Annotated in this window: 17 protein-coding genes and 1 tRNA gene; 11 read left to right on the forward strand and 7 right to left on the reverse strand. The window is 73.2% G+C overall.

The features are described from left to right. Positions 1 to 19 precede the first annotated feature (19 nt). The 4 genes from ACZ56L_RS07440 (at position 20) to ACZ56L_RS07455 (ending at position 2,861) form a co-directional block, all read left to right on the forward strand. The gene (locus tag ACZ56L_RS07440; RefSeq protein WP_345221532.1) at positions 20 to 904 is read left to right on the forward strand and encodes an ABC transporter ATP-binding protein; all 885 of its coding nucleotides are present in this window, start codon (positions 20 to 22) and stop codon (positions 902 to 904) included. Then, on the forward strand, positions 901 to 2,178 hold the full coding sequence (locus tag ACZ56L_RS07445) for an ABC transporter permease (RefSeq protein ID WP_401754600.1): 1,278 nt from the start codon (positions 901 to 903) through the stop codon (positions 2,176 to 2,178). Before ACZ56L_RS07440 ends, ACZ56L_RS07445 begins: the two co-directional genes overlap by 4 nt. Before the next feature lie 145 nt (positions 2,179 to 2,323). Beyond that, complete coding sequence (locus ACZ56L_RS07450; RefSeq protein WP_468686645.1) at positions 2,324 to 2,506, forward strand: hypothetical protein; 183 nt, start codon at positions 2,324 to 2,326, stop codon at positions 2,504 to 2,506. Between the two features lie 112 nt (positions 2,507 to 2,618). Beyond that, the gene (locus ACZ56L_RS07455) at positions 2,619 to 2,861 is read left to right on the forward strand and encodes a hypothetical protein (protein WP_345221539.1); all 243 of its coding nucleotides are present in this window, start codon (positions 2,619 to 2,621) and stop codon (positions 2,859 to 2,861) included. Positions 2,862 to 2,995: 134 nt separating this feature from the next. Here the strand turns inward: ACZ56L_RS07455 and ACZ56L_RS07460 are convergent, their stop codons facing one another. Beyond that, positions 2,996 to 3,571, reverse strand: coding sequence for a TerD family protein (locus ACZ56L_RS07460; RefSeq protein ID WP_345221541.1), 576 nt, complete (start codon positions 3,569 to 3,571; stop codon positions 2,996 to 2,998). A 240-nt stretch (positions 3,572 to 3,811) separates the two neighbouring features. On the opposite strand from ACZ56L_RS07460, the gene arfB reads away from it, so the two are divergent. Beyond that, complete coding sequence (gene arfB / locus ACZ56L_RS07465) at positions 3,812 to 4,240, forward strand: alternative ribosome rescue aminoacyl-tRNA hydrolase ArfB (protein ID WP_345221544.1); 429 nt, start codon at positions 3,812 to 3,814, stop codon at positions 4,238 to 4,240. Positions 4,241 to 4,279: 39 nt separating this feature from the next. On the opposite strand, the gene ACZ56L_RS07470 is transcribed toward arfB, so the two are convergent. Continuing rightward, positions 4,280 to 4,780, reverse strand: a complete 501-nt coding sequence (locus ACZ56L_RS07470; RefSeq protein WP_380836747.1) for a flavin reductase family protein — start codon at positions 4,778 to 4,780, stop codon at positions 4,280 to 4,282. Positions 4,781 to 5,202: 422 nt separating this feature from the next. Between ACZ56L_RS07470 and cdgB the strand changes: the two genes are divergently transcribed. Together cdgB and ACZ56L_RS07480 are read left to right on the forward strand one after the other, a co-directional pair. After that, positions 5,203 to 6,903, forward strand: coding sequence for a diguanylate cyclase CdgB (gene cdgB, locus ACZ56L_RS07475; protein WP_345221546.1), 1,701 nt, complete (start codon positions 5,203 to 5,205; stop codon positions 6,901 to 6,903). 132 nt (positions 6,904 to 7,035) lie between these two features. Further along, positions 7,036 to 8,019 carry a carbohydrate-binding protein gene (locus tag ACZ56L_RS07480; RefSeq protein ID WP_345221549.1) on the forward strand — a complete coding sequence of 328 codons (984 nt, stop codon included), beginning with the start codon at positions 7,036 to 7,038 and terminating at the stop codon, positions 8,017 to 8,019. Between the two features lie 67 nt (positions 8,020 to 8,086). On the opposite strand, the gene ACZ56L_RS07485 is transcribed toward ACZ56L_RS07480, so the two are convergent. From ACZ56L_RS07485 to ACZ56L_RS07505, 5 genes are all read right to left on the reverse strand, one after another. Then, the gene (locus ACZ56L_RS07485) at positions 8,087 to 8,935 is read right to left on the reverse strand and encodes a class II fructose-bisphosphate aldolase (RefSeq protein ID WP_471062401.1); all 849 of its coding nucleotides are present in this window, start codon (positions 8,933 to 8,935) and stop codon (positions 8,087 to 8,089) included. 150 nt (positions 8,936 to 9,085) lie between these two features. Then, the gene (locus ACZ56L_RS07490) at positions 9,086 to 10,018 is read right to left on the reverse strand and encodes a 1-phosphofructokinase family hexose kinase (RefSeq protein ID WP_468686654.1); all 933 of its coding nucleotides are present in this window, start codon (positions 10,016 to 10,018) and stop codon (positions 9,086 to 9,088) included. 140 nt (positions 10,019 to 10,158) lie between these two features. After that, positions 10,159 to 11,325, reverse strand: a complete 1,167-nt coding sequence (gene nagA / locus ACZ56L_RS07495; RefSeq protein WP_345221555.1) for an N-acetylglucosamine-6-phosphate deacetylase — start codon at positions 11,323 to 11,325, stop codon at positions 10,159 to 10,161. Next, on the reverse strand, positions 11,325 to 12,347 hold the full coding sequence (locus tag ACZ56L_RS07500) for an ROK family protein (RefSeq protein WP_468686658.1): 1,023 nt from the start codon (positions 12,345 to 12,347) through the stop codon (positions 11,325 to 11,327). Before ACZ56L_RS07500 ends, nagA begins: the two co-directional genes overlap by 1 nt. Before the next feature lie 566 nt (positions 12,348 to 12,913). Beyond that, positions 12,914 to 13,819: an SIS domain-containing protein gene (locus ACZ56L_RS07505; RefSeq protein WP_471062404.1), complete on the reverse strand. Its 906-nt coding sequence runs from the start codon at positions 13,817 to 13,819 to the stop codon at positions 12,914 to 12,916. 260 nt (positions 13,820 to 14,079) lie between these two features. Here ACZ56L_RS07505 and ACZ56L_RS07510 point away from each other — a divergent pair, with 260 nt between their 5' ends. The 4 genes from ACZ56L_RS07510 to ACZ56L_RS07525 all read left to right on the forward strand — a co-directional run bounded on the left by ACZ56L_RS07510 (position 14,080) and on the right by ACZ56L_RS07525 (position 16,695). Continuing rightward, the gene (locus ACZ56L_RS07510; RefSeq protein ID WP_471062406.1) at positions 14,080 to 15,351 is read left to right on the forward strand and encodes an ABC transporter substrate-binding protein; all 1,272 of its coding nucleotides are present in this window, start codon (positions 14,080 to 14,082) and stop codon (positions 15,349 to 15,351) included. Between the two features lie 25 nt (positions 15,352 to 15,376). Continuing rightward, positions 15,377 to 15,658 (forward strand): DUF3263 domain-containing protein, encoded by a 282-nt coding sequence (locus ACZ56L_RS07515; protein ID WP_345221563.1) that lies wholly within the window; start codon positions 15,377 to 15,379, stop codon positions 15,656 to 15,658. 80 nt (positions 15,659 to 15,738) lie between these two features. Continuing rightward, positions 15,739 to 16,572 carry a trehalose-phosphatase gene (otsB, locus tag ACZ56L_RS07520; protein WP_345221564.1) on the forward strand — a complete coding sequence of 278 codons (834 nt, stop codon included), beginning with the start codon at positions 15,739 to 15,741 and terminating at the stop codon, positions 16,570 to 16,572. Between the two features lie 46 nt (positions 16,573 to 16,618). Further along, positions 16,619 to 16,695, forward strand: a tRNA-Met gene (locus ACZ56L_RS07525). Positions 16,696 to 16,697: the final 2 nt, after the last annotated feature.

The raw sequence follows: 16,697 nt of genomic DNA on the forward strand, positions 1-16,697 counted from the left end.
AGCTGAGAGAGATGCACAGATGTTGGAACTGAAGGAACTTGTACGGGACTTCGACAGCAACCGCGCCGTCGACCACGTGTCCTTCCGGGTCCGCGGCGGCCGGCTGACCGGGTTCGTCGGCGGCAACGGCGCGGGCAAGACCACCACCATGCGCATGATCATGGGGGTGCTCGCCAGGACCGACGGAGAGATCCACTGGGACGCCCGGCCCGTGACGGCCGCCGACCGCCGGGACTTCGGCTACATGCCGGAGGAGCGCGGCCTCTACCCCAAGCAGTCCGTCCTCAGCCAGCTCGTCTACCTCGCCAGACTGCGCGGCCAGGACGCCGCCCCGGCCCGCGCCCAGATGCTCGAACTCCTCGAACGCCTCGGGCTCGCCGAGAAGAGCCAGGCCAAGCTGGAGTCCCTCTCCCTCGGCAACCAGCAGCGCGTGCAGATCGCCGCCGCCCTGCTCGGCAGCCCCAAGCTCCTCGTCCTCGACGAGCCCTTCTCCGGCCTCGACCCGCACGCGGTCGACACGATGGCCGAACTGCTGCGGGAGTATGCCGACGCCGGCGTTCCGGTGCTCTTCTCCTCGCACCAGCTCGACCTGGTCGAGCGCCTCTGCGACGACCTGGTGATCATGACCCGCGGCCGGGTCGTCGGCCAGGGCACCGCCGACGAACTGCGCCACCGCGAGCGGCCCCGCTTCCACCTGGTCACGGGCTCCCCGGCGGGCTGGGCCCGCGCCCTGCCCGACGTCACGGACCTCGAAGAACTCCCCGACGGCGCACGCGTCGAACTCCGCCCCGACACCGACCCGGGCCTGCTCCTCGCCGAAGCCCTGCGCAGGGGCCCCGTGCACGCTCTGACCCCCCTCGTCCCCAGCATCGCCGACATCTACCGGGAGATGACCGCCGCATGAGCGCCACGACCCACGCCCCCGACACCGAGACCCGGACCACGACGGCGCCCACCGCACCCGCGTCCCCCTCCGGCGACCGCCGGCCCCCCGCGCGTACGGCCACCCGGAGCGCGGCACCGTGGCGGATCGTCGCCGCCCGCGAGATCCAGGTGAAGCTGACCAACCGGGGCTTCCTCGTCTCGACCTTCGTCACCCTCGCCCTGATCGTGGGCGCGATCGGCCTCCAGCTCTTCCTCGCCGACTCGATGGGGAAGATCACCGTCGCGGTCGTGGACCAGAGGAGCGGCCAGGTCGCCGCGCTGGGCGAGAAGCTGGCCCGGCAGTCCGACCAGGACGTCACCCTCTCCGTACGGCAGGAGTCCTCCGCCGACGCGGTGCGCGAGACCGTGCGGTCCGGGGAGGCCGAGGCCGGCCTGCTGTACGAGAACGGCCGCTGGACCCTGCTCGGCGACACCGGCCAGAACGACGTGGCCGCCACCTGGATCGGCGCCGCCGTCCAGCAGTCCGCCCTCGCCGCCAACGCGCAGGACGCGGGCACCAGCGTGGCGGCCCTGAGCAAGGGCGCCCAGCTGCACCACACCGTCCTCTCCACCGACAAGGCCCCCGAGGGCGCGGTCAAGATGACGGCGTACTTCTTCGGCTTCCTCTTCTACCTCGCCTCCGTCCTCCTCGGCTCCGCGCTGGCCACCAGCGTCGTGGAGGAGAAGCAGAACCGCATCGTCGAACTCATCGCCTCCTCGGTCCCGCTGCGCGCGCTCCTGGTCGGCAAGATCGTCGGCTCCACCCTGCTGGCGCTCGCCCAGATGACGCTGTTCTGCGCGGTGGGCGCGGTCGGGCTGCTGGCCACGGGGGAGACGGCGATCCTCACCGACGTCGTCGGCGGCATGGGCTGGTTCCTGGTCTTCTACGTCGTCGGCATCGCCGTCCTGGCCTGCCTGTACGCGGCCGCCGGTGCGCTCGCCACCCGCAGCGAGGACGTCCAGGCGACCACGACGCCGGTCAACGCGATCACCGCGGTCGTCTTCATCGTCGGCATCGCCGCCTCGGGAGGCATGCGCGAGATCCTCTCCTTCATCCCGCTGACCTCGACGGTCACCATGCCGGCCCGCGTCCTGGCGGGCGAGGTCACCTGGTGGGAGCCCGCGGTCGCGCTGGCCCTGTCGCTCGCCGCGGCGGCGGCCGTCGTCACCCTCAGCAGCCGGGTCTACCGCCGGGCGCTCCTCCAGACGGACCGCAAGCTCTCGTTCGGCCAGGCCCTGAAGCTGGGCGACTGACCTCCCCCCCCGCAGCCGCGCGGATCCACCGGCCCACCGCCCCACCGACCCACCGACCCACCGGCTCACGGATCCACCGACTCACCGGCCGCCGACCTGGCCGGTGCCGCAAGAAGCGAACCCCCCACCGAAAGGAACCCCCACCATGACCCCCACCTCCCGTACCCGCGCCCCCTACGCCGCCCTGCTCGCCGCGCTCGCCTGCGCGGAGGTCGCGGTGCTCGCCAGCGGCGCGACCGAAGCCGTCCGCTACGGAGTCGGCGCGGTGGTCGCGCTCGCGATCGTGGCCCTGGTGGCCCGCTTCCCCAGGGCCGGCGACTCCCGCTGAGCACGCCGCGACCGGGTCCGGTGCCGGAACCGCCCCCGCGGCGGCCGGCGCCGGACTAGCGCGTGCGCCCCGCACCACCTCGTCCCGCCCTCTCGCCCTGCCGGAGCAGTTCATGAACACGTCGCACCAGGTATTGATCACCGGCCCCGCCGGGGCGCCGCCGGAGACCGCGGCGATCCGCTTCATGGCGCTCGTCCCGGCCGACTGGCGCGCCGAGCCGGTGGAGTTCCTCGCCAACGGCGCGCGTCTGCGGCTCACCGCCCCGGCCCCGACCACGGCGGCCGAGTTCACCCGCACGGCCACCGGCATCCTGTCCCAGCCGGGCCTGCGGGACTGGTCGCTGGCGGAGGGCTGAGCCGGGCTCCGGCCCCGGCGGGCAACGGCCGAGGGCCCCGGCCGCCGTCCCGCCGAAGCGGTTCGGTGGCCGAGGCCCTCGGGAGCAGCGGGTGCGGGCGCCGGTCACCCCGGGCCCGTACGCGTACCGCTGGATCAGACGCTGACGCCGAAGTCCTGGGCGATGCCCGACAGGCCCGAGGCGTAGCCCTGGCCGACCGCGCGGAACTTCCACTCGGCGCCGTTGCGGTACAGCTCGCCGAAGACCATGGCGGTCTCGGTGGCGGCGTCCTCGCTCAGGTCGTAGCGGGCGATCTCGGCGCCGCCGGCCTGGTTCACGATGCGGATGTACGCGTTGCGGACCTGGCCGAAGTTCTGCGAGCGGGACTCCGCGTCGTAGATCGAGACCGGGAAGACGATCTTGTCGACGTCGGCGGGCAGGCCGGCCAGGTTGACGTTGATCTGCTCGTCGTCGCCCTCGCCCTCGCCGGAGCGGTTGTCACCCGTGTGCACGATGGTCTGGTCCGGCGTCGCCTTGTTGTTGAAGAAGACGAAGTGACCGTCCGAGTAGACCTTGCCCGCGCCGTTCACCGCGATGGCCGAGGCGTCGAGGTCGAACTCCGTGCCCGTCGTCGTACGGACGTCCCAACCGAGGCCGACCGTGACGGCGGTCAGGCCCGGGGCCTCCTTGGAGAGCGAAACGTTGCCACCCTTGCTGAGGCTGACTGCCATGGGATGTCCCTTTCCTCGTGCGTCATGTGCGGGCTCCGGTACGAGTCCCGAAGCTACCGTCACCCATCTAACGCGGCCAAGGTCCCCATAAGTTCCAGCCGGGCGGCGTTGTCTTTACTTTCTTTACGCGGCTGACCGTACGGCCGGCCGCGCGGCTGCCCGCGCGGCTGCCCGCGCGTCCGTCCGGCCGGCCCGGAAAACGGTGTGACGGAACGGGTCCGGAGCAGGGACTATGGACGCATGTCCGGGCCCTACATCATCCGTGGCTCCGTCTCCCTCCCGGAGGCCGAGCTCATGTGGCGTTTCTCCCGGTCCTCGGGGCCCGGCGGACAGCACGTCAACACGTCCGACACGCGCGTCGAGCTGCGCTTCGACCTCGCGCGGACCGAGGCGCTGCCCGAGGTGTGGAAGGCGCGCGCCCTGGAGCGGCTGGCCGGGCGGCTGGTCGACGGGGTCGTCTCGGTGCACGCCGCCGAGCACCGCTCGCAGTGGCGCAACCGGGAGACCGCCGCCGTCCGCCTCGCCTCGCTGCTCGCGGAGGCGTCCGCCCCGCCGCCCAAGCCGCGCCGCGCGACGAAGATCCCCCGCGGCATCAACGAACGCCGCCTGCGGGAGAAGAAGCAGCGGAGCCAGACCAAGGGCGGCCGCTCCGGGCGGGGCTGGGAGTAACCCCCTCGGGCCCGCTCGGGCGAGGCGGGGAGCCCCGCCTCACGCGAGCTGCCGGTACCTGCCCCGGAAGTACGTCAGCGGGCCGCCCTCCGCGCTCGGCAGGTCCACGGCCAGCACGCGGCCGATGACCAGCGTGTGGTCGCCCGCCGCCACCCGCTGCTCGGTGCGGCACTCCACCACCGCCAGCGAGCCCCCCACCAGCGGCGCCCCCGACACCTCGCCGCGCTTCCACGGGATGTCCTCGAAGAGCAGGCGGTCGCTCAGGCGGCCCTTCATGGCGAACCGGCCCGCGATGTGCCGCTGGCTCTCGGAGAGCAGGGACACCGCCCACAGGGGCTGCTCCGCCAGCAGGTCGTCCATCCGGGAGCCGTCGCGCAGGCTGACCATCACCAGCGGCGGCTCCAGCGACACCGACATGAAGGCCGTCGCCGTCATCCCGACGTCCTCGCCGCGCGGACCGCCGTCCTCGTCGTGGGCCGTCACCAGCGTCACGCCCGCCGTGAGGCGGGACATCGCGGCACGGAACTCGTCATCGCTCACCCCCTCAGGATGGGGGATCGCCGTCGGGCGGGGCGAAGGAAGGGCGGTCCGGGGGCCGGGCGGGGTGGTCTCAGTCGTCTGCAGCACCTGACCGACGCTAGGCGGGGACCATGTCCGGGCACATCGGGCACAGGGACCAGACAGGACCTAGGTCCCCCGGCCGGGCGGGGCTCGTCCGGCCCCGGACCGTCCTCCGTTCGCCGCCCGTTTTCGGCCACACGGGTGCTCTCAGCAGCGCGGGAGCGCTCCCACCTGCGAAACATCAACTTCCGGTACGCTCTTGTGACTTGAGTCACAGAGCGAAGTAATTGTTGACCCTGTGTACCGGGAGGGCAGCGCGCTGTGATTCAGTGGCGGTGGCAATCGGACGATGAGAAGCCTGGAGTTGCTGTCGTTGCTGTCGAGGTCTCGGGGAGCGGGTCATGGAGGCCGAGTCGGAGCCGTACGTCCGTCTTGCGACCCTGCGGCAACTGCACCGGGTGGTCGCTGACCTCAACACCGCACGCAGTCTGTCCGACACCGTGCAGGCCGTCGCCGACGGCATCGTCGCCGGTCTCGGGTACGAACTGGCGTGCGTGAACCTCGTACGCCCCGACGGCGACCTGGTCGTCGCCGCGTTCGCGGGGAACACCGCCGCGGAGGCCCTGATCACCGGGCGCGTCGGATCGCGCGGCTCCTGGGAGCGGCGGCTGACCATGGGCGAGCGGTGGGGCGCGCTCCACTTCATTCCGCACCACGAGGGCTGGGTGCTGGTGGAGGACGACGTCCCGCAGTGGCACACGGAGGGCCCCGATCCGCGGTTCGCCGACGAGTGGCACCCCGGCGACCGGCTGTACGCGCCCATGTACGCGGCCGGCGGCGAGGGCGAGCTGATCGGCGTGATCTCCGTGGACCGGCCGCGCGGCGGGCGGCGGCCCGGCGCGTGGGCGCAGGAAGCGCTCACGATGTACGCCTCCCAGGCCGCCATCGCCATCACCAACGCCCGGCTCCGCTCGAACATGCAGCGCGCCCTGGTCCGCCTGGAGCGCGAGCAGCAGGCCCTGCGCGCCAGTGAGGAATCCTTCCGTCAGGCCTTCGAGTACGCGCCCAGCGGCATGGCCATCGCCGAGATGGGCGGCGACCAGCACGGCCGGCTGCTGCGCACCAACGACGCGCTGTGCCGGCTGCTGGGCCGCCCCGCCTCCGCCATGCGCCGCTACTCCTTCGCCGACCTCGTCCACCACGAGGACGTGGGGACCCTGCTGCGCACGTCGGCGGAGGGCGGCCGCGCCGAACTGCGCCTCCAGCGCCGCGACGGCAGCTTCGTCTGGGTCAGCCTGCGCAACTCCGTCGTCGCCGACACCGCCGACGGCCCCCGGTTCCTGCTCACCCACGTCGAGGACATCGAGGAGCGCAAGCGCCACGAGCTGCACCTCGCGCACCGCGCCTCGCACGACTCCCTGACCGGCCTGCCCAACAGCGCCGAGCTGCGGGCCCGCCTCTCCGCCCGGCTGTGCCGCCGACCGCACGCCGTACGCGCGACGGCGGTGGAGGCACTGGACGCCGCGTACGAGGGCGCGTACGACCGGGGCCTGACGTACGACGACGGCGTCGTGGCGTACGACGACGGCTTCTACGGCGATCCGATGGGCGAGGGCGACCCCGGCTTCTACGATCACCACGTGCACACGGTCGCGCCGCAGGAGGGCGCGGGGGAGGGCGTTCCCGGCCACCCCGACGACAGTGCGAAGGGGCTCGCGGTCCTCTTCTGCGACCTGGACGGTTTCAAGTCCATCAACGACCGCTTCGGGCACCAGGCCGGTGATGCGGTCCTGATCGAAGTGGCACGACGGCTGACCACCTGTGTCCGGGACGGCGACACCGTCGCGCGGCTGGGCGGTGACGAGTTCGTGGTCCTCGCGGACGGGCTCGGGAGCGCGGACGCCGCCGATCTCGCGGTGCGGCTGCGCAACGCGATCATCCCGCCGATCCGGGTGGACGGGCGCGCGGTCCGCGTCGGCGCCAGCTTCGGCATCGGGTGGGCGGAGTGCGGGATGACGGTGGAGGAGGTCCTCCAGTCCGCCGACCAGCGCATGTACATCGAGAAGCGGTCGAGGTCGAAGGTCCACCGCAGGGCGGGGTAGCCGCGCGCGCGTTCCTGCCCGCTCCGCCCGGCGCGCATGCCGTGGTCCACGCCCCGGGGGGCGTTCGCCCGCACCAGGTAGGCTCGCCCGGTCGGCGACGCTGGCGGGAACACGGTGAGGAGTGACGCTGGGATGACTGCCGGGAACAACGGCACGGGCACGACCGAGGACGACGATCCGTTCGGCTACCTCTACGAGGACGGACGTGCGGCGGGCGCTCAGCCGCCGAGCTCGGGCGGCGGCTACGGCTACCCGGGTTCCACCTCGCAGCGCGGGGTGCCCAGAACGTCGTACAACCAGGTCCGCGCGGTCGGCGAGCGCCAGTACGGGCAGCAGGCGACGCAGGGCGGCCAGCAGGCCACCCAGGCCTTCCCGCAGCAGGGGCAGCAGCCGTACGGGCAGCCCAACGCCCACTACGCGGCCCCCGAGACGCAGCCGGGCGGGGCCCCCGCCGGTCCGGCTCCGTACCAGGGCGGGACGCGCGGCGGCGGCCGCGGCCGCGGGCCCAACACCAAGGGGCTGCTGATCGGCGCGATCGCGGTGGTCGCGGCCGTGGTGATCGGCATCGGCGTCGCGCTGGTCAACGGCGACGACGACAAGAAGGACCAGGCCGCCGACAAGGGCGGCACGACGACGGGCCAGGAGCAGAAGCCGTCACCGACGGCCGAGCCGACCGAGGGCGAGAAGCCGCCGGCGGAACTGCCGAAGTCGGACGCGGCGATGATGCAGCTCTCGACGGGGCTGAGCGCGGTGAAGGAGGTGCCGGGGGCGAAGTCGGAGTCCGGGACGTACGTGCCGCTGGGCGCCCCGAACTCGTCGGCGACGTGGACGGTGAAGGTGCCGTCGGCCGGCAAGTACACCCTGTCCGTCAACTACGGCATTCCGGGCCAGGACGCCAAGGCGGACCTCACGGTCAACGGCAAGCCGCACGGCACCGGCGTCAACATGAAGAACTTCGGGGGCACGCCGGCCGGGGACTGGGCGAAGGGCTGGCAGAGCACCTACTCCTTCGTGAACCTCAAGGAGGGCGACAACACCTTCGTGATCGCCTGTCCGGCGGGCTGTCAGGCGAACCTGGCGAGCGTCTCGCTGGAGCAGGGGCACAAGGGGAGCTGACGCCTCCGGGCCGGGGCCCCCGCCGGAACACTGGTTCCGGCGGGGGCCCTTCGCGTGCCCGTGCCCGTCACCCGACCGTCCGCAGGAAGTGCGCCACCGTCGCCGCCATCGCGTCGCGCCCCGGGGCGAGGTACTTGCGCGGGTCGACGGCGGCGGGGTGCGCGTCGAGGTACTCGCGCACGGCGCCGGAGAAGGCGGTGTTGAGGGCCGTACCGACGTTGATCTTGACCATGCCGGCGGCGACCGCGCGGCGGATCTCCTCGTCCGGGACGCCGGAGGAGCCGTGCAGGACGAGCGGGACCGGGACGGCGGCGCGGAGTTCGGCGATCAGGGCGTGGTCGAGGCGGGCGGTGCGCTCGGTCATGGCGTGCGAGGAGCCGACCGCGACGGCGAGGGCGTCGACGCCGGTGTCCGCGACGTAAGCGGCGGCCTCCCGGGGATCGGTCCTCACCCCGGGGGCGTGCGCGTCGAGCGGGGCCTCGCCGTCCTTGCCGCCGACCCTGCCGAGTTCGGCCTCGACCCAGATGCCGCGCTGGTGCCCCCAGCGGACGGCCTCGGCGGTCGCCCCGACGTTCTCCTCGTACGTCATCTTCGACGCGTCGAACATCACGGAGCTGAAACCGGCCTCGTGGGCGGCGTGCAGGAGCCCGACGGAGACGACGTGGTCGAGGTGGAGGGAGAGCGGGGCGGAGGAGGCGCGGGCGACGGCGGCGGCCGCGGCGGCGACGGCGAGGACGTTGCCGCCGTGGAACGTGACGGCGTTCTCGGAGACCTGGAGCACGGCGGGGGCGCCGGCCTCCTCCGCGCCGACCGCGGTCGCTTCGGCGTGCTCCAGGGTGATGACGTTGAAGGCGGCCAGGGCGTGGCCTTCGGCGGTGGCGGCGGTGATGAGCTCACCGGTGCTGACGAGCGGCATACGGGCTTCCTCTTCTGATCTGGCTTGCCGTGCCCCGTCCAGGGGCGCGGGGAACTGCGCGCTCAGCCACGACGCTCCTGCACGGGAACCGTGCGCCTGGCCGCGCGGCGAGCGCTTTAGGTGGGGGCCGGTGCTCGGAGGGCGGAGAGGTCATGGGTGGGTGGGGTGGGGGGTGACGTGGACCTCTGGGAGGAGGGACTCGTAGACCGGAACGGAGAATTCCCCCGCCGCCGGCGCCGCGACCGTCGCCGCCGAGAGAGCCACCGCCCGGACCAGACGGTCCGGCCAGGAAAGCCCCGCGACCAGCCCGGAGAGCAGCCCCGCCACGGCGGAGTCCCCCGCTCCGGTGGGGTTGCCCCGGACGGGGGAGGGCGGGGCCGCCCGCCAGGCGCCCGCGTCCGTGGTGGCGAGGATCCCGTCCGGGCCCAGAGAGGCCACCACCGCCCGCGCCCCCTTGCGGCGGGCGTCCGCCGACGCCGTGGCCGGGTCGCGGGAGCCGGTGAGCTGGAAGAGCTCGTCGGCGTTGGGCTTGACCACGTCGGGGCGGGCGGCGATGCCGCGCAGGAGGGGTTCACCGCTGGTGTCCAGGAGGACCGGCACCCCGGCGGTTCTGGCCCGCCGGACCAGCTCGGCGTACGCGCCCACCGGGATGCCCGGCGGCAGGCTCCCGCAGAGGGCGACGGCCTCGGCGCCGGTCAGCAGGGACTCGTAACTGAGCAGGAAGGACTCCCACTCGGCGGGGGAGACGGCCGGGCCGGGCTCGTTGAGCTGGGTGGTGTCGCCGGTCGACGCGTCGACGATCGCGAGCGTGCGGCGCGTGTTGCCGGTGATGGGGACCAGCGCGTCGACCGGCCGCTCGGCGGCGAGCAGGGCGCGCAGCACCTCTCCCGTGGGGCCGCCCGCGAAGCCGGTGACGACGGTGTCGTGGCCGAGGGCGGCGAGTACGCGGGCCACGTTCAGGCCCTTGCCGCCGGGGCGTTCGGTGACGCGGGTGACGCGGTGCGAGGCGTGCGGGACGAGGCGGGGGACGTGGTGGGTGAGGTCGAGCGCGGTGTTCAGTGTGACGGTGAGGATCCTGGCCATGATCCGCGTCCCCCCAAGAGCTTAGAAAGCGCTTTCTGGCTGGTCTGCCAGGAGGATCATGTCAAAGGAAGAGCGGCCGGCCCAAGGGGCGGGGCCAGCCGCTTCCCACCGGTTCGGCGGAGAATCACCCCACGGGGGAACTATCCGGGCTCAACCACCCAGTCGCCCTTGCGCATCACGCCGACGACCGCGAAGTCCGCGTCCAGGACCACCAGGTCCGCGTCCTTGCCCGGGTCGAGCGAGCCGACGCGGTCGTCCACGCCGAGCAGGCGCGCCGGGTTGGCGGACAGCGAGCGCACCGCGTCGTCGACCGACAGGCCGTCGACCGTCACCGAGCGGCGGAAGGCCGTGTCCAGGGTGAGGGTCGAGCCCGCGATGGAACCGCCCTCGACCAGGCGCGCGACACCGTCCTTGACCTCGACGGCGAGCGGTCCGAGGTCGTACCGGCCGTCCCCGAAGCCCGCCGCGTCCATCGCGTCCGTGATCAGCGCGACGCGGTCCGCGCCCGCGTGGTGGTACGCGAGCTGGAAGGCGCCCGGGTGCAGGTGGGTGCCGTCGTTGATCAGCTCGACGGTGACCCGCTCGTCCTCCAGCAGGGCGACGATGGGGCCCGGGGTGCGGTGGCCGATGGCGGGCATCGCGTTGTAGAGGTGGGTGGCGACGGTGGCGCCCGCGTCGATGGCCGCGCGGGTCTGCTCGTACGTGGCGTCCGTGTGGCCGATCGCGGCGATCACGTTGTTCTCGGCCAGCAGGCGTACGGAGTCCAGCCCGCCCGGCAGCTCGGCGGCCAGCGTGAACATCTTGGCCGTGCCGTGCGCGGCGTCCATCAGCTTGCGCACGTCCGCCGGGTCGGGGGCGCGCAGCAGCGACTCGCTGTGCGCGCCCTTGCGGCAGGGGGAGATGAAGGGGCCCTCGAAGTGGATGCCGGCCAGGTCGCCCTGCTGGACGATCTCGGCGAGCAGCGCGGCGCGGTCCGCCAGCACGTCCATGTCCTCGGTGACGGTGGAGGCGACCATCGTGGTCGTGCCGTGCCTGCGGTGCGTGCCGACCGCGGTGAGGACCTCCTCCGGGGTGCCGGAGGTGAAGGACGCGCCGCCGCCGCCGTGGACGTGCATGTCCACGAAGCCGGGCACGATCCAGTGGCCGGAGAGGTCCCGCGCGGGGGCGGCGGGGGCGGCGGAGTCGGGGAGCGCTCCCGCGATCCGTGTGCCGTCGACGATGACCCGGCCGCCGTCGACGGTGCCGGTGGGGAGCACCACCTTGGCGCCGGTCAGGACGTGGACCTGGCTGCCCTTGCTGCTGGCCATCAGTCGGATACCTCCGTGGGGGCCATGACGTCGGTGTGCATGGCGTGGGTGTGGGGGCGGTGGTGGGGGTGCGGGCCGTCCTGGGGACGGGTGGTGTCGTTGTACGTCTCCAGGAGGTCCCAGGCGAGGAGGCCCGCGCCCAGGCACCCGGCCGTGTCGCCGAGGGCGGCGGGGACGATCGCCGGGAGTCTCTGGAAGGTGACGCGCTTCTCGACGGCGGCGCGCAGGGGCGCGAACAGGGTCTCCCCGGCCTCGGCCAGCCCGCCGCCCACGATGATCGTGCGCGGGTCGAGCAGGGTCAGCGCGGTGACCAGGCCGTCGGCGAGGGCGTCGACGGCGTCCTGCCAGACGGCGAGCGCCCTCGGGTCCGCGGCCTCGACGGCCTTCGCGCAGTCGGCGGCGTCGGCCTCGGGGTCGCCCGACGCCTGCGCCCAGGCGAGGGAGACGGCGGAGGCGGAGGCGTACCGCTCCAGGCAGCCGCGCTGGCCGCAGCCGCAGTCGACGCCGCCGGGGCGCACCACGATGTGGCCGATCTCGCCGGCGTTGCCGTGCGCGCCGGCCTCGATGCCGTCGCCGATGCCGATGGCGCCGGCGATGCCGGTGCCGAGCGGTACGAAGAGGAAGCGGTCGGTGCCCCGGCCCGCGCCGACGCGGCCCTCGGCGAGGCCGCCGGTGCGGACGTCGTGGCCGAGGGCGATGGGGATGCCGCCGAGGCGCTCGCTCAGGAGGGCGCGCAGGGGGACGTCGCGCCAGCCGAGGTTGGCGGCGTACAGCGCGACGCCGTTCTCGGCGTCGACGAGGCCGGGGACGATCACGCCGGCGGCGCGGGCGCTCTCGCCGAAGTGGGTCTCGCCGTGGGCGCGGAGGTCTGCGGCGAAGGCGAGGATCGACTCGACGACGGCGTCCGGGCCGCGGTCCCGGCCGGTGGGGCGGCGGGCCTCGTGGAGAAGGGTGCCGTTGGGGGCGACCAGGGCGGCTTTCATGCCGGTGCCGCCTACATCGAGGGCGATGACGTGATTCACGGGGTCAGTGTCGCGCGTCTGCCCTGAGAGGTCTAGTCCATTGCCTCTGTCGGGGACGCGAACGGCCACGACCCACCCACACGGCTCCCACCGGGGGGCGCCCCTTCAGGGGCGCGGGGAACTGCGCGCCCCGCCACGACGCACCCGCACGGCTCCCACCCGGGGCGGCGCCCCTTCAGGGGCGCGGGGAACTGCGCGACCGGCCACGACGCTCCCGCAGTGAACCGGAGGCAGCCGCGCGGCGAGCGCTTTAGGGAAAGGGGCGGGTCCGGGGCCTCTCCTGCCCGAGCCGGGCGGGGCTGTGCGTCCGGTACGGGGCTGGGGTCGCGGCCCTTGCAGAGGAGCTTGCCCGGCACGGGCGCTTAACCAGGGGCGGCACCCGGGTGAGCCGGGAGCGGGAGGGGCCGCCCCCTTGCCCGCCCGTCCCGCCCCCTTGGGGCGGCCCCGTCGCCCAAGGGAGCGGAGGTCCCCCCAATCACGGAAGGCCCCCGGCATCACGGAAGGCCCCCGGCACGGAAGCCCCCGGCGCGGAAAGCCCTTAACCGCGGGCTCGCGGCGAACCCAGGTCAGGGAAGGATCACGCTGCGCGACAGGTTGCGGGGGTGGTCCGGGTCGTACCCCTTGGACTCCGCCAGGACGACCGCCAGCCGCTGCGCCCGGATCAGATCCGCCATCGGGTCCGCCGACGTGTGGGCGACCACGCTGCCGCCCACCCGCGTCACGTCCCCCGCCAGCCCCTCCGGCAGCGCGCCGAACATCCACGCCACCCGGTTCGGACCGGTGATGGAGATCGGCCCGTGCCGGTACTCCATCGCCGGGTACGACTCGGTCCACGCCCCCGCCGCCTCGCGCATCTTCAGCCCCGCCTCCTGCGCCAGGCCGTACGTCCAGCCCCGCCCCAGGAACGTCCACTGCTCGGCCGACGTGACCGCCTCGGGCAGCGGCTCGGTGACCGCCAGCTCGGCGTCGACGGCCGCCTCCGCCACCGTCTTGACCCCGTCCGCCAGCTTGCCCGTGCGCTCCAGGCCCGCCCGCAGGAAGGCGAGGGCGGTGGTCGCGAAACGGGTCTGGACGACGGACTCCTCGTCCGCCCAGTCGAGCACGGCGACGGTGTCCGCCGCGGACATGACGGGCGTCTTCGGGTCGCCGGTGAGGGCGAGCGTGGGCGCGGTGCCGCGGACCTCGGCGAGCAGCGCCAGGACCTCGCTCGTGGTGCCCGAGCGTGTGATGGCCACCACACGGTCGTACGAACGGCCCACCGGGAACTCCGACGACGCGAAGGCGTCCGTCTCGCCCTGGCCCGACGCCTCGCGCAGCGCCGCGTACGCCATCGCCATGAACCACGACGTGCCGCAGCCGGTGACCGCGACGCGCTCACCAGGCAGGGGAAGGCCCTCGAAGTCGGCCGCGTACTCGGCGGCGCGCCGCCAACAGGTCGGCTGGGTGGCAATCTCAGTTGCGGTGCGGGACATGCGCGACGGCTCCTAGAACACGGACGGACACGGGCGGACACGGGATGACCTTGCTGCCGCTCTGCTTAGCAGGCCGTACGCGATTTGCGGAAGGTGTTGCGGAAGAGATACCCAAGTGGTGTAGACCTCGCGGTCGCACATGGGCCAAAATCGCAACTCATGTGGACAAGGGCGCAGGTGGCGCGCGCAACGCCTCACAAGGGCACGCGTACATCAGCGTCAACAAGCAACAAAACGGGCAATAAAGGGTGGAACGGGCTGTGCAGCGGCGCTACTTGGGTCTGACCGCGGCAGTCGCCGCACTCACGACGGCGATATCGGTCTCCGGCTGCGGAAGCGTCGGCGGCGCGGGCGACGTCACTCTGCGGCTGGTGGCAGCCGACTACAACCTCGACGGCGGCGACGGCACCAAGAAGTACTGGCAGGACCTGGCCGAGAAGTTCGAGGAGAAGAACCCCGGCATCAAGGTCGACGTCGAGATCCAGTCCTGGAACGACGTCGACCGCAAGGTCGGCGAGATGGTCAAGGCGGGCAAGGCCCCCGACCTGGCCCAGATCGGCGCCTACGCGGACTACGCCTCGGACAACAAGCTCTACTCGGCCGCCGAGATGCTCTCCATCCCCACCCAGGCCAACTTCCTGGACTCCCTCGCCGAGGACGGCAAGGTCCACCGGGTCCAGTACGGGATGCCCTTCGTCGGCAGCACCCGCCAGCTCTTCTACAACAGCACCCTCTTCGAGAAGGCGGGCATCACCGAGGCCCCGACCACCTGGAAGGAGCTCGCCGCCGACGCGAAGAAGCTCAAGGAGGACGGGGTGGCCACCCCGTTCGCGCTGCCGCTGGGCCCCGAGGAGGCCCAGGCGGAGACCCTGAACTGGATGCTGGCGGGCGGCTCCGGCTACGTCGACGAGATCGGTACGTACACCCTCAACTCCTCCGACAACATCGACGCGTTCGAGTTCCTCAAGAACAGCCTCGTCACGCCCGGCCTGACCGGCCCGGTCGCCCCCGGCAAGCTCAACCGCAAGGCCGCCTTCGATGCCTTCGCCAAGGGCCAGGTCGGCATGCTCAACGGCCACCCGTCGCTGATGCAGCAGGCCGAGAAGAACGGCGTGAAGTACGAGATGGCGCCGCTGCCCACCCCCGACGGCAAGAAGCGCCCCTCGATGGGCGTCGCCGACTGGATGATGGGCTTCAAGCAGAACGGCCACCGCAAGGAGATGGGCAAGTTCCTCGACTTCGTCTACAGCGACGCGAACGTCATCGCCTTCGCCGACCGGTTCGACCTGCTGCCCGTCACCCTCACCGCCTCGCAGAAGATGGCCTCCGACAGCAAGCACCAGAAGGTGCGCAAGTTCCTCCAGGCGCTGCCGTCCTCGGTGTCCTACCCGGTCTCCAAGACCTCCTGGGCCAAGGTCAGCGAGAGCATCAAGCAGCAGATCGGCACGGCTGTCGAGCCCTCGAACACCCCCGCGGGCGTCCTGGGCGTCCTCTCCCGCGAGGCCGCCGCGCTGGACAGCGCGACGCAGTAGCGGAGCGTCGGCCTAGGCTGGACGCATGTCTGAGCAGCAGCCGTACGAGAACGGGCCCGGCCCGGACGGCCCCCCCGCCGCCGGGGGGCTGTCCGCCCGTGAGCTGGCCGTCCTCGAAGTGGAGCGGCGGGGCTGGCCCGGGCCGGGGGCCAAGGAGCGGGCGATCCGCGAGCAGCTCGGCATCTCGCCCACCCGCTACTACCAGCTCCTCAACGCGCTCCTGGACGACGCGAGGGCGTGGGAGCACGACCCGGCGACGGTCAAGCGCCTGCGCCGGGTCCGCGACGACCGCCGCGCCCGCCGCTGACCACCTGGCGGTGCCGGGCCGGAGCCGTGCGGCCGGAACCCCCCGTCCGGCCCGGGGGACCGCTCGGTAGGCTCAGCGGTATGGACACTCTTCCCGAACCGTCCACCCCGGCCGGTCGCGACGCCCTCGCCGCCCTGCTGGCCGAGCCCGCCCGCGCCCTCGTCGCGCTCGACTTCGACGGCACCCTCGCCGACATCGTCGCCGACCCCGAGCAGGCCCGTGCCCACCCCGGCGCCGTCCCCGCCCTCGCGGCCCTCGCCCCGCACGTGGCGTCCGTCGCGATCGTCACCGGGCGTCCGGCGGGCGTCGCGGTGCGCTACGGCGGCTTCGCGGGAGCGGCCGGTCTGGAGCACCTCGTCGTCCTCGGCCACTACGGCGCCGAGCGCTGGGACGCCCGCTCCGGCACCGTGAACGCCCCCGCCCCCCACCCCGGCATCGCCGCCGCCCGCGGCGAGCTCCCCGGCGTGCTCGACGCGCACGGGGCCTGGCGCGGCACCTGGGTGGAGGAGAAGGGCCAGGCGGTCGCCGTCCACACCCGGCGGGCCAGCGACCCCGAGGCCGCCTTCGAGGCGCTGCGCGCACCCCTCGCCGAGCTCGCCGCCCGGCACGGGCTGATCCTGGAACCCGGCCGCCTGGTGCTGGAGCTGCGGCCCCCCGGCGTCGACAAGGGCGTCGCGCTGGAGGCGTACGTGCGCGAGGTCGGCGCCCGGTGCGTGGTCTACGCGGGCGACGACCTCGGCGACCTCCCCGCCTACGCGGCCGTCGAGAAGCTCCGCTCCGACGGCGTCCCCGGCCTCCTGGTGTGCAGCGGCACCGCCATCCCCGAACTCGCCGAGCAGGCCGACGTGTTGCTGCCGGGACCGGCCGAGGTGACCGCCTTCCTGGCCGGCCTCGCGGAGCGCATCGCCGGATAACCGATTTCCCACCGCCGCCGAAACCCCGTACTGTCATGTTCACCGACGCGGGGTGGAGCAGCTCGGTAGCTCGCTGGGCTCATAACCCAGAGGTCGCAGGTTCAAATCCTGTCCCCGCTACCAAG

The organism is Streptomyces sp. NPDC039736 (assembly GCF_055596485.1).

What these genes read in the sequence shown, in the direction of transcription:
- ACZ56L_RS07485 (WP_471062401.1), bottom strand. Translation starts at nt 8,935, where the DNA reads ATGCCGCTCGTCAGCACCGGTGAGCTCATCACCGCCGCCACCGCCGAA.
- ACZ56L_RS07445 (WP_401754600.1), top strand. Translation starts at nt 901, where the DNA reads ATGAGCGCCACGACCCACGCCCCCGACACCGAGACCCGGACCACGACG.
- arfB (WP_345221544.1), top strand. Translation starts at nt 3,812, where the DNA reads ATGTCCGGGCCCTACATCATCCGTGGCTCCGTCTCCCTCCCGGAGGCC.
- nagA (WP_345221555.1), bottom strand. Translation starts at nt 11,325, where the DNA reads ATGGCCAGCAGCAAGGGCAGCCAGGTCCACGTCCTGACCGGCGCCAAG.
- ACZ56L_RS07450 (WP_468686645.1), top strand. Translation starts at nt 2,324, where the DNA reads ATGACCCCCACCTCCCGTACCCGCGCCCCCTACGCCGCCCTGCTCGCC.
- ACZ56L_RS07460 (WP_345221541.1), bottom strand. Translation starts at nt 3,571, where the DNA reads ATGGCAGTCAGCCTCAGCAAGGGTGGCAACGTTTCGCTCTCCAAGGAG.
- ACZ56L_RS07505 (WP_471062404.1), bottom strand. Translation starts at nt 13,819, where the DNA reads ATGTCCCGCACCGCAACTGAGATTGCCACCCAGCCGACCTGTTGGCGG.
- ACZ56L_RS07455 (WP_345221539.1), top strand. Translation starts at nt 2,619, where the DNA reads ATGAACACGTCGCACCAGGTATTGATCACCGGCCCCGCCGGGGCGCCG.
- ACZ56L_RS07440 (WP_345221532.1), top strand. Translation starts at nt 20, where the DNA reads ATGTTGGAACTGAAGGAACTTGTACGGGACTTCGACAGCAACCGCGCC.
- otsB (WP_345221564.1), top strand. Translation starts at nt 15,739, where the DNA reads ATGGACACTCTTCCCGAACCGTCCACCCCGGCCGGTCGCGACGCCCTC.
- cdgB (WP_345221546.1), top strand. Translation starts at nt 5,203, where the DNA reads ATGGAGGCCGAGTCGGAGCCGTACGTCCGTCTTGCGACCCTGCGGCAA.
- ACZ56L_RS07515 (WP_345221563.1), top strand. Translation starts at nt 15,377, where the DNA reads ATGTCTGAGCAGCAGCCGTACGAGAACGGGCCCGGCCCGGACGGCCCC.
- ACZ56L_RS07490 (WP_468686654.1), bottom strand. Translation starts at nt 10,018, where the DNA reads ATGGCCAGGATCCTCACCGTCACACTGAACACCGCGCTCGACCTCACC.
- ACZ56L_RS07480 (WP_345221549.1), top strand. Translation starts at nt 7,036, where the DNA reads ATGACTGCCGGGAACAACGGCACGGGCACGACCGAGGACGACGATCCG.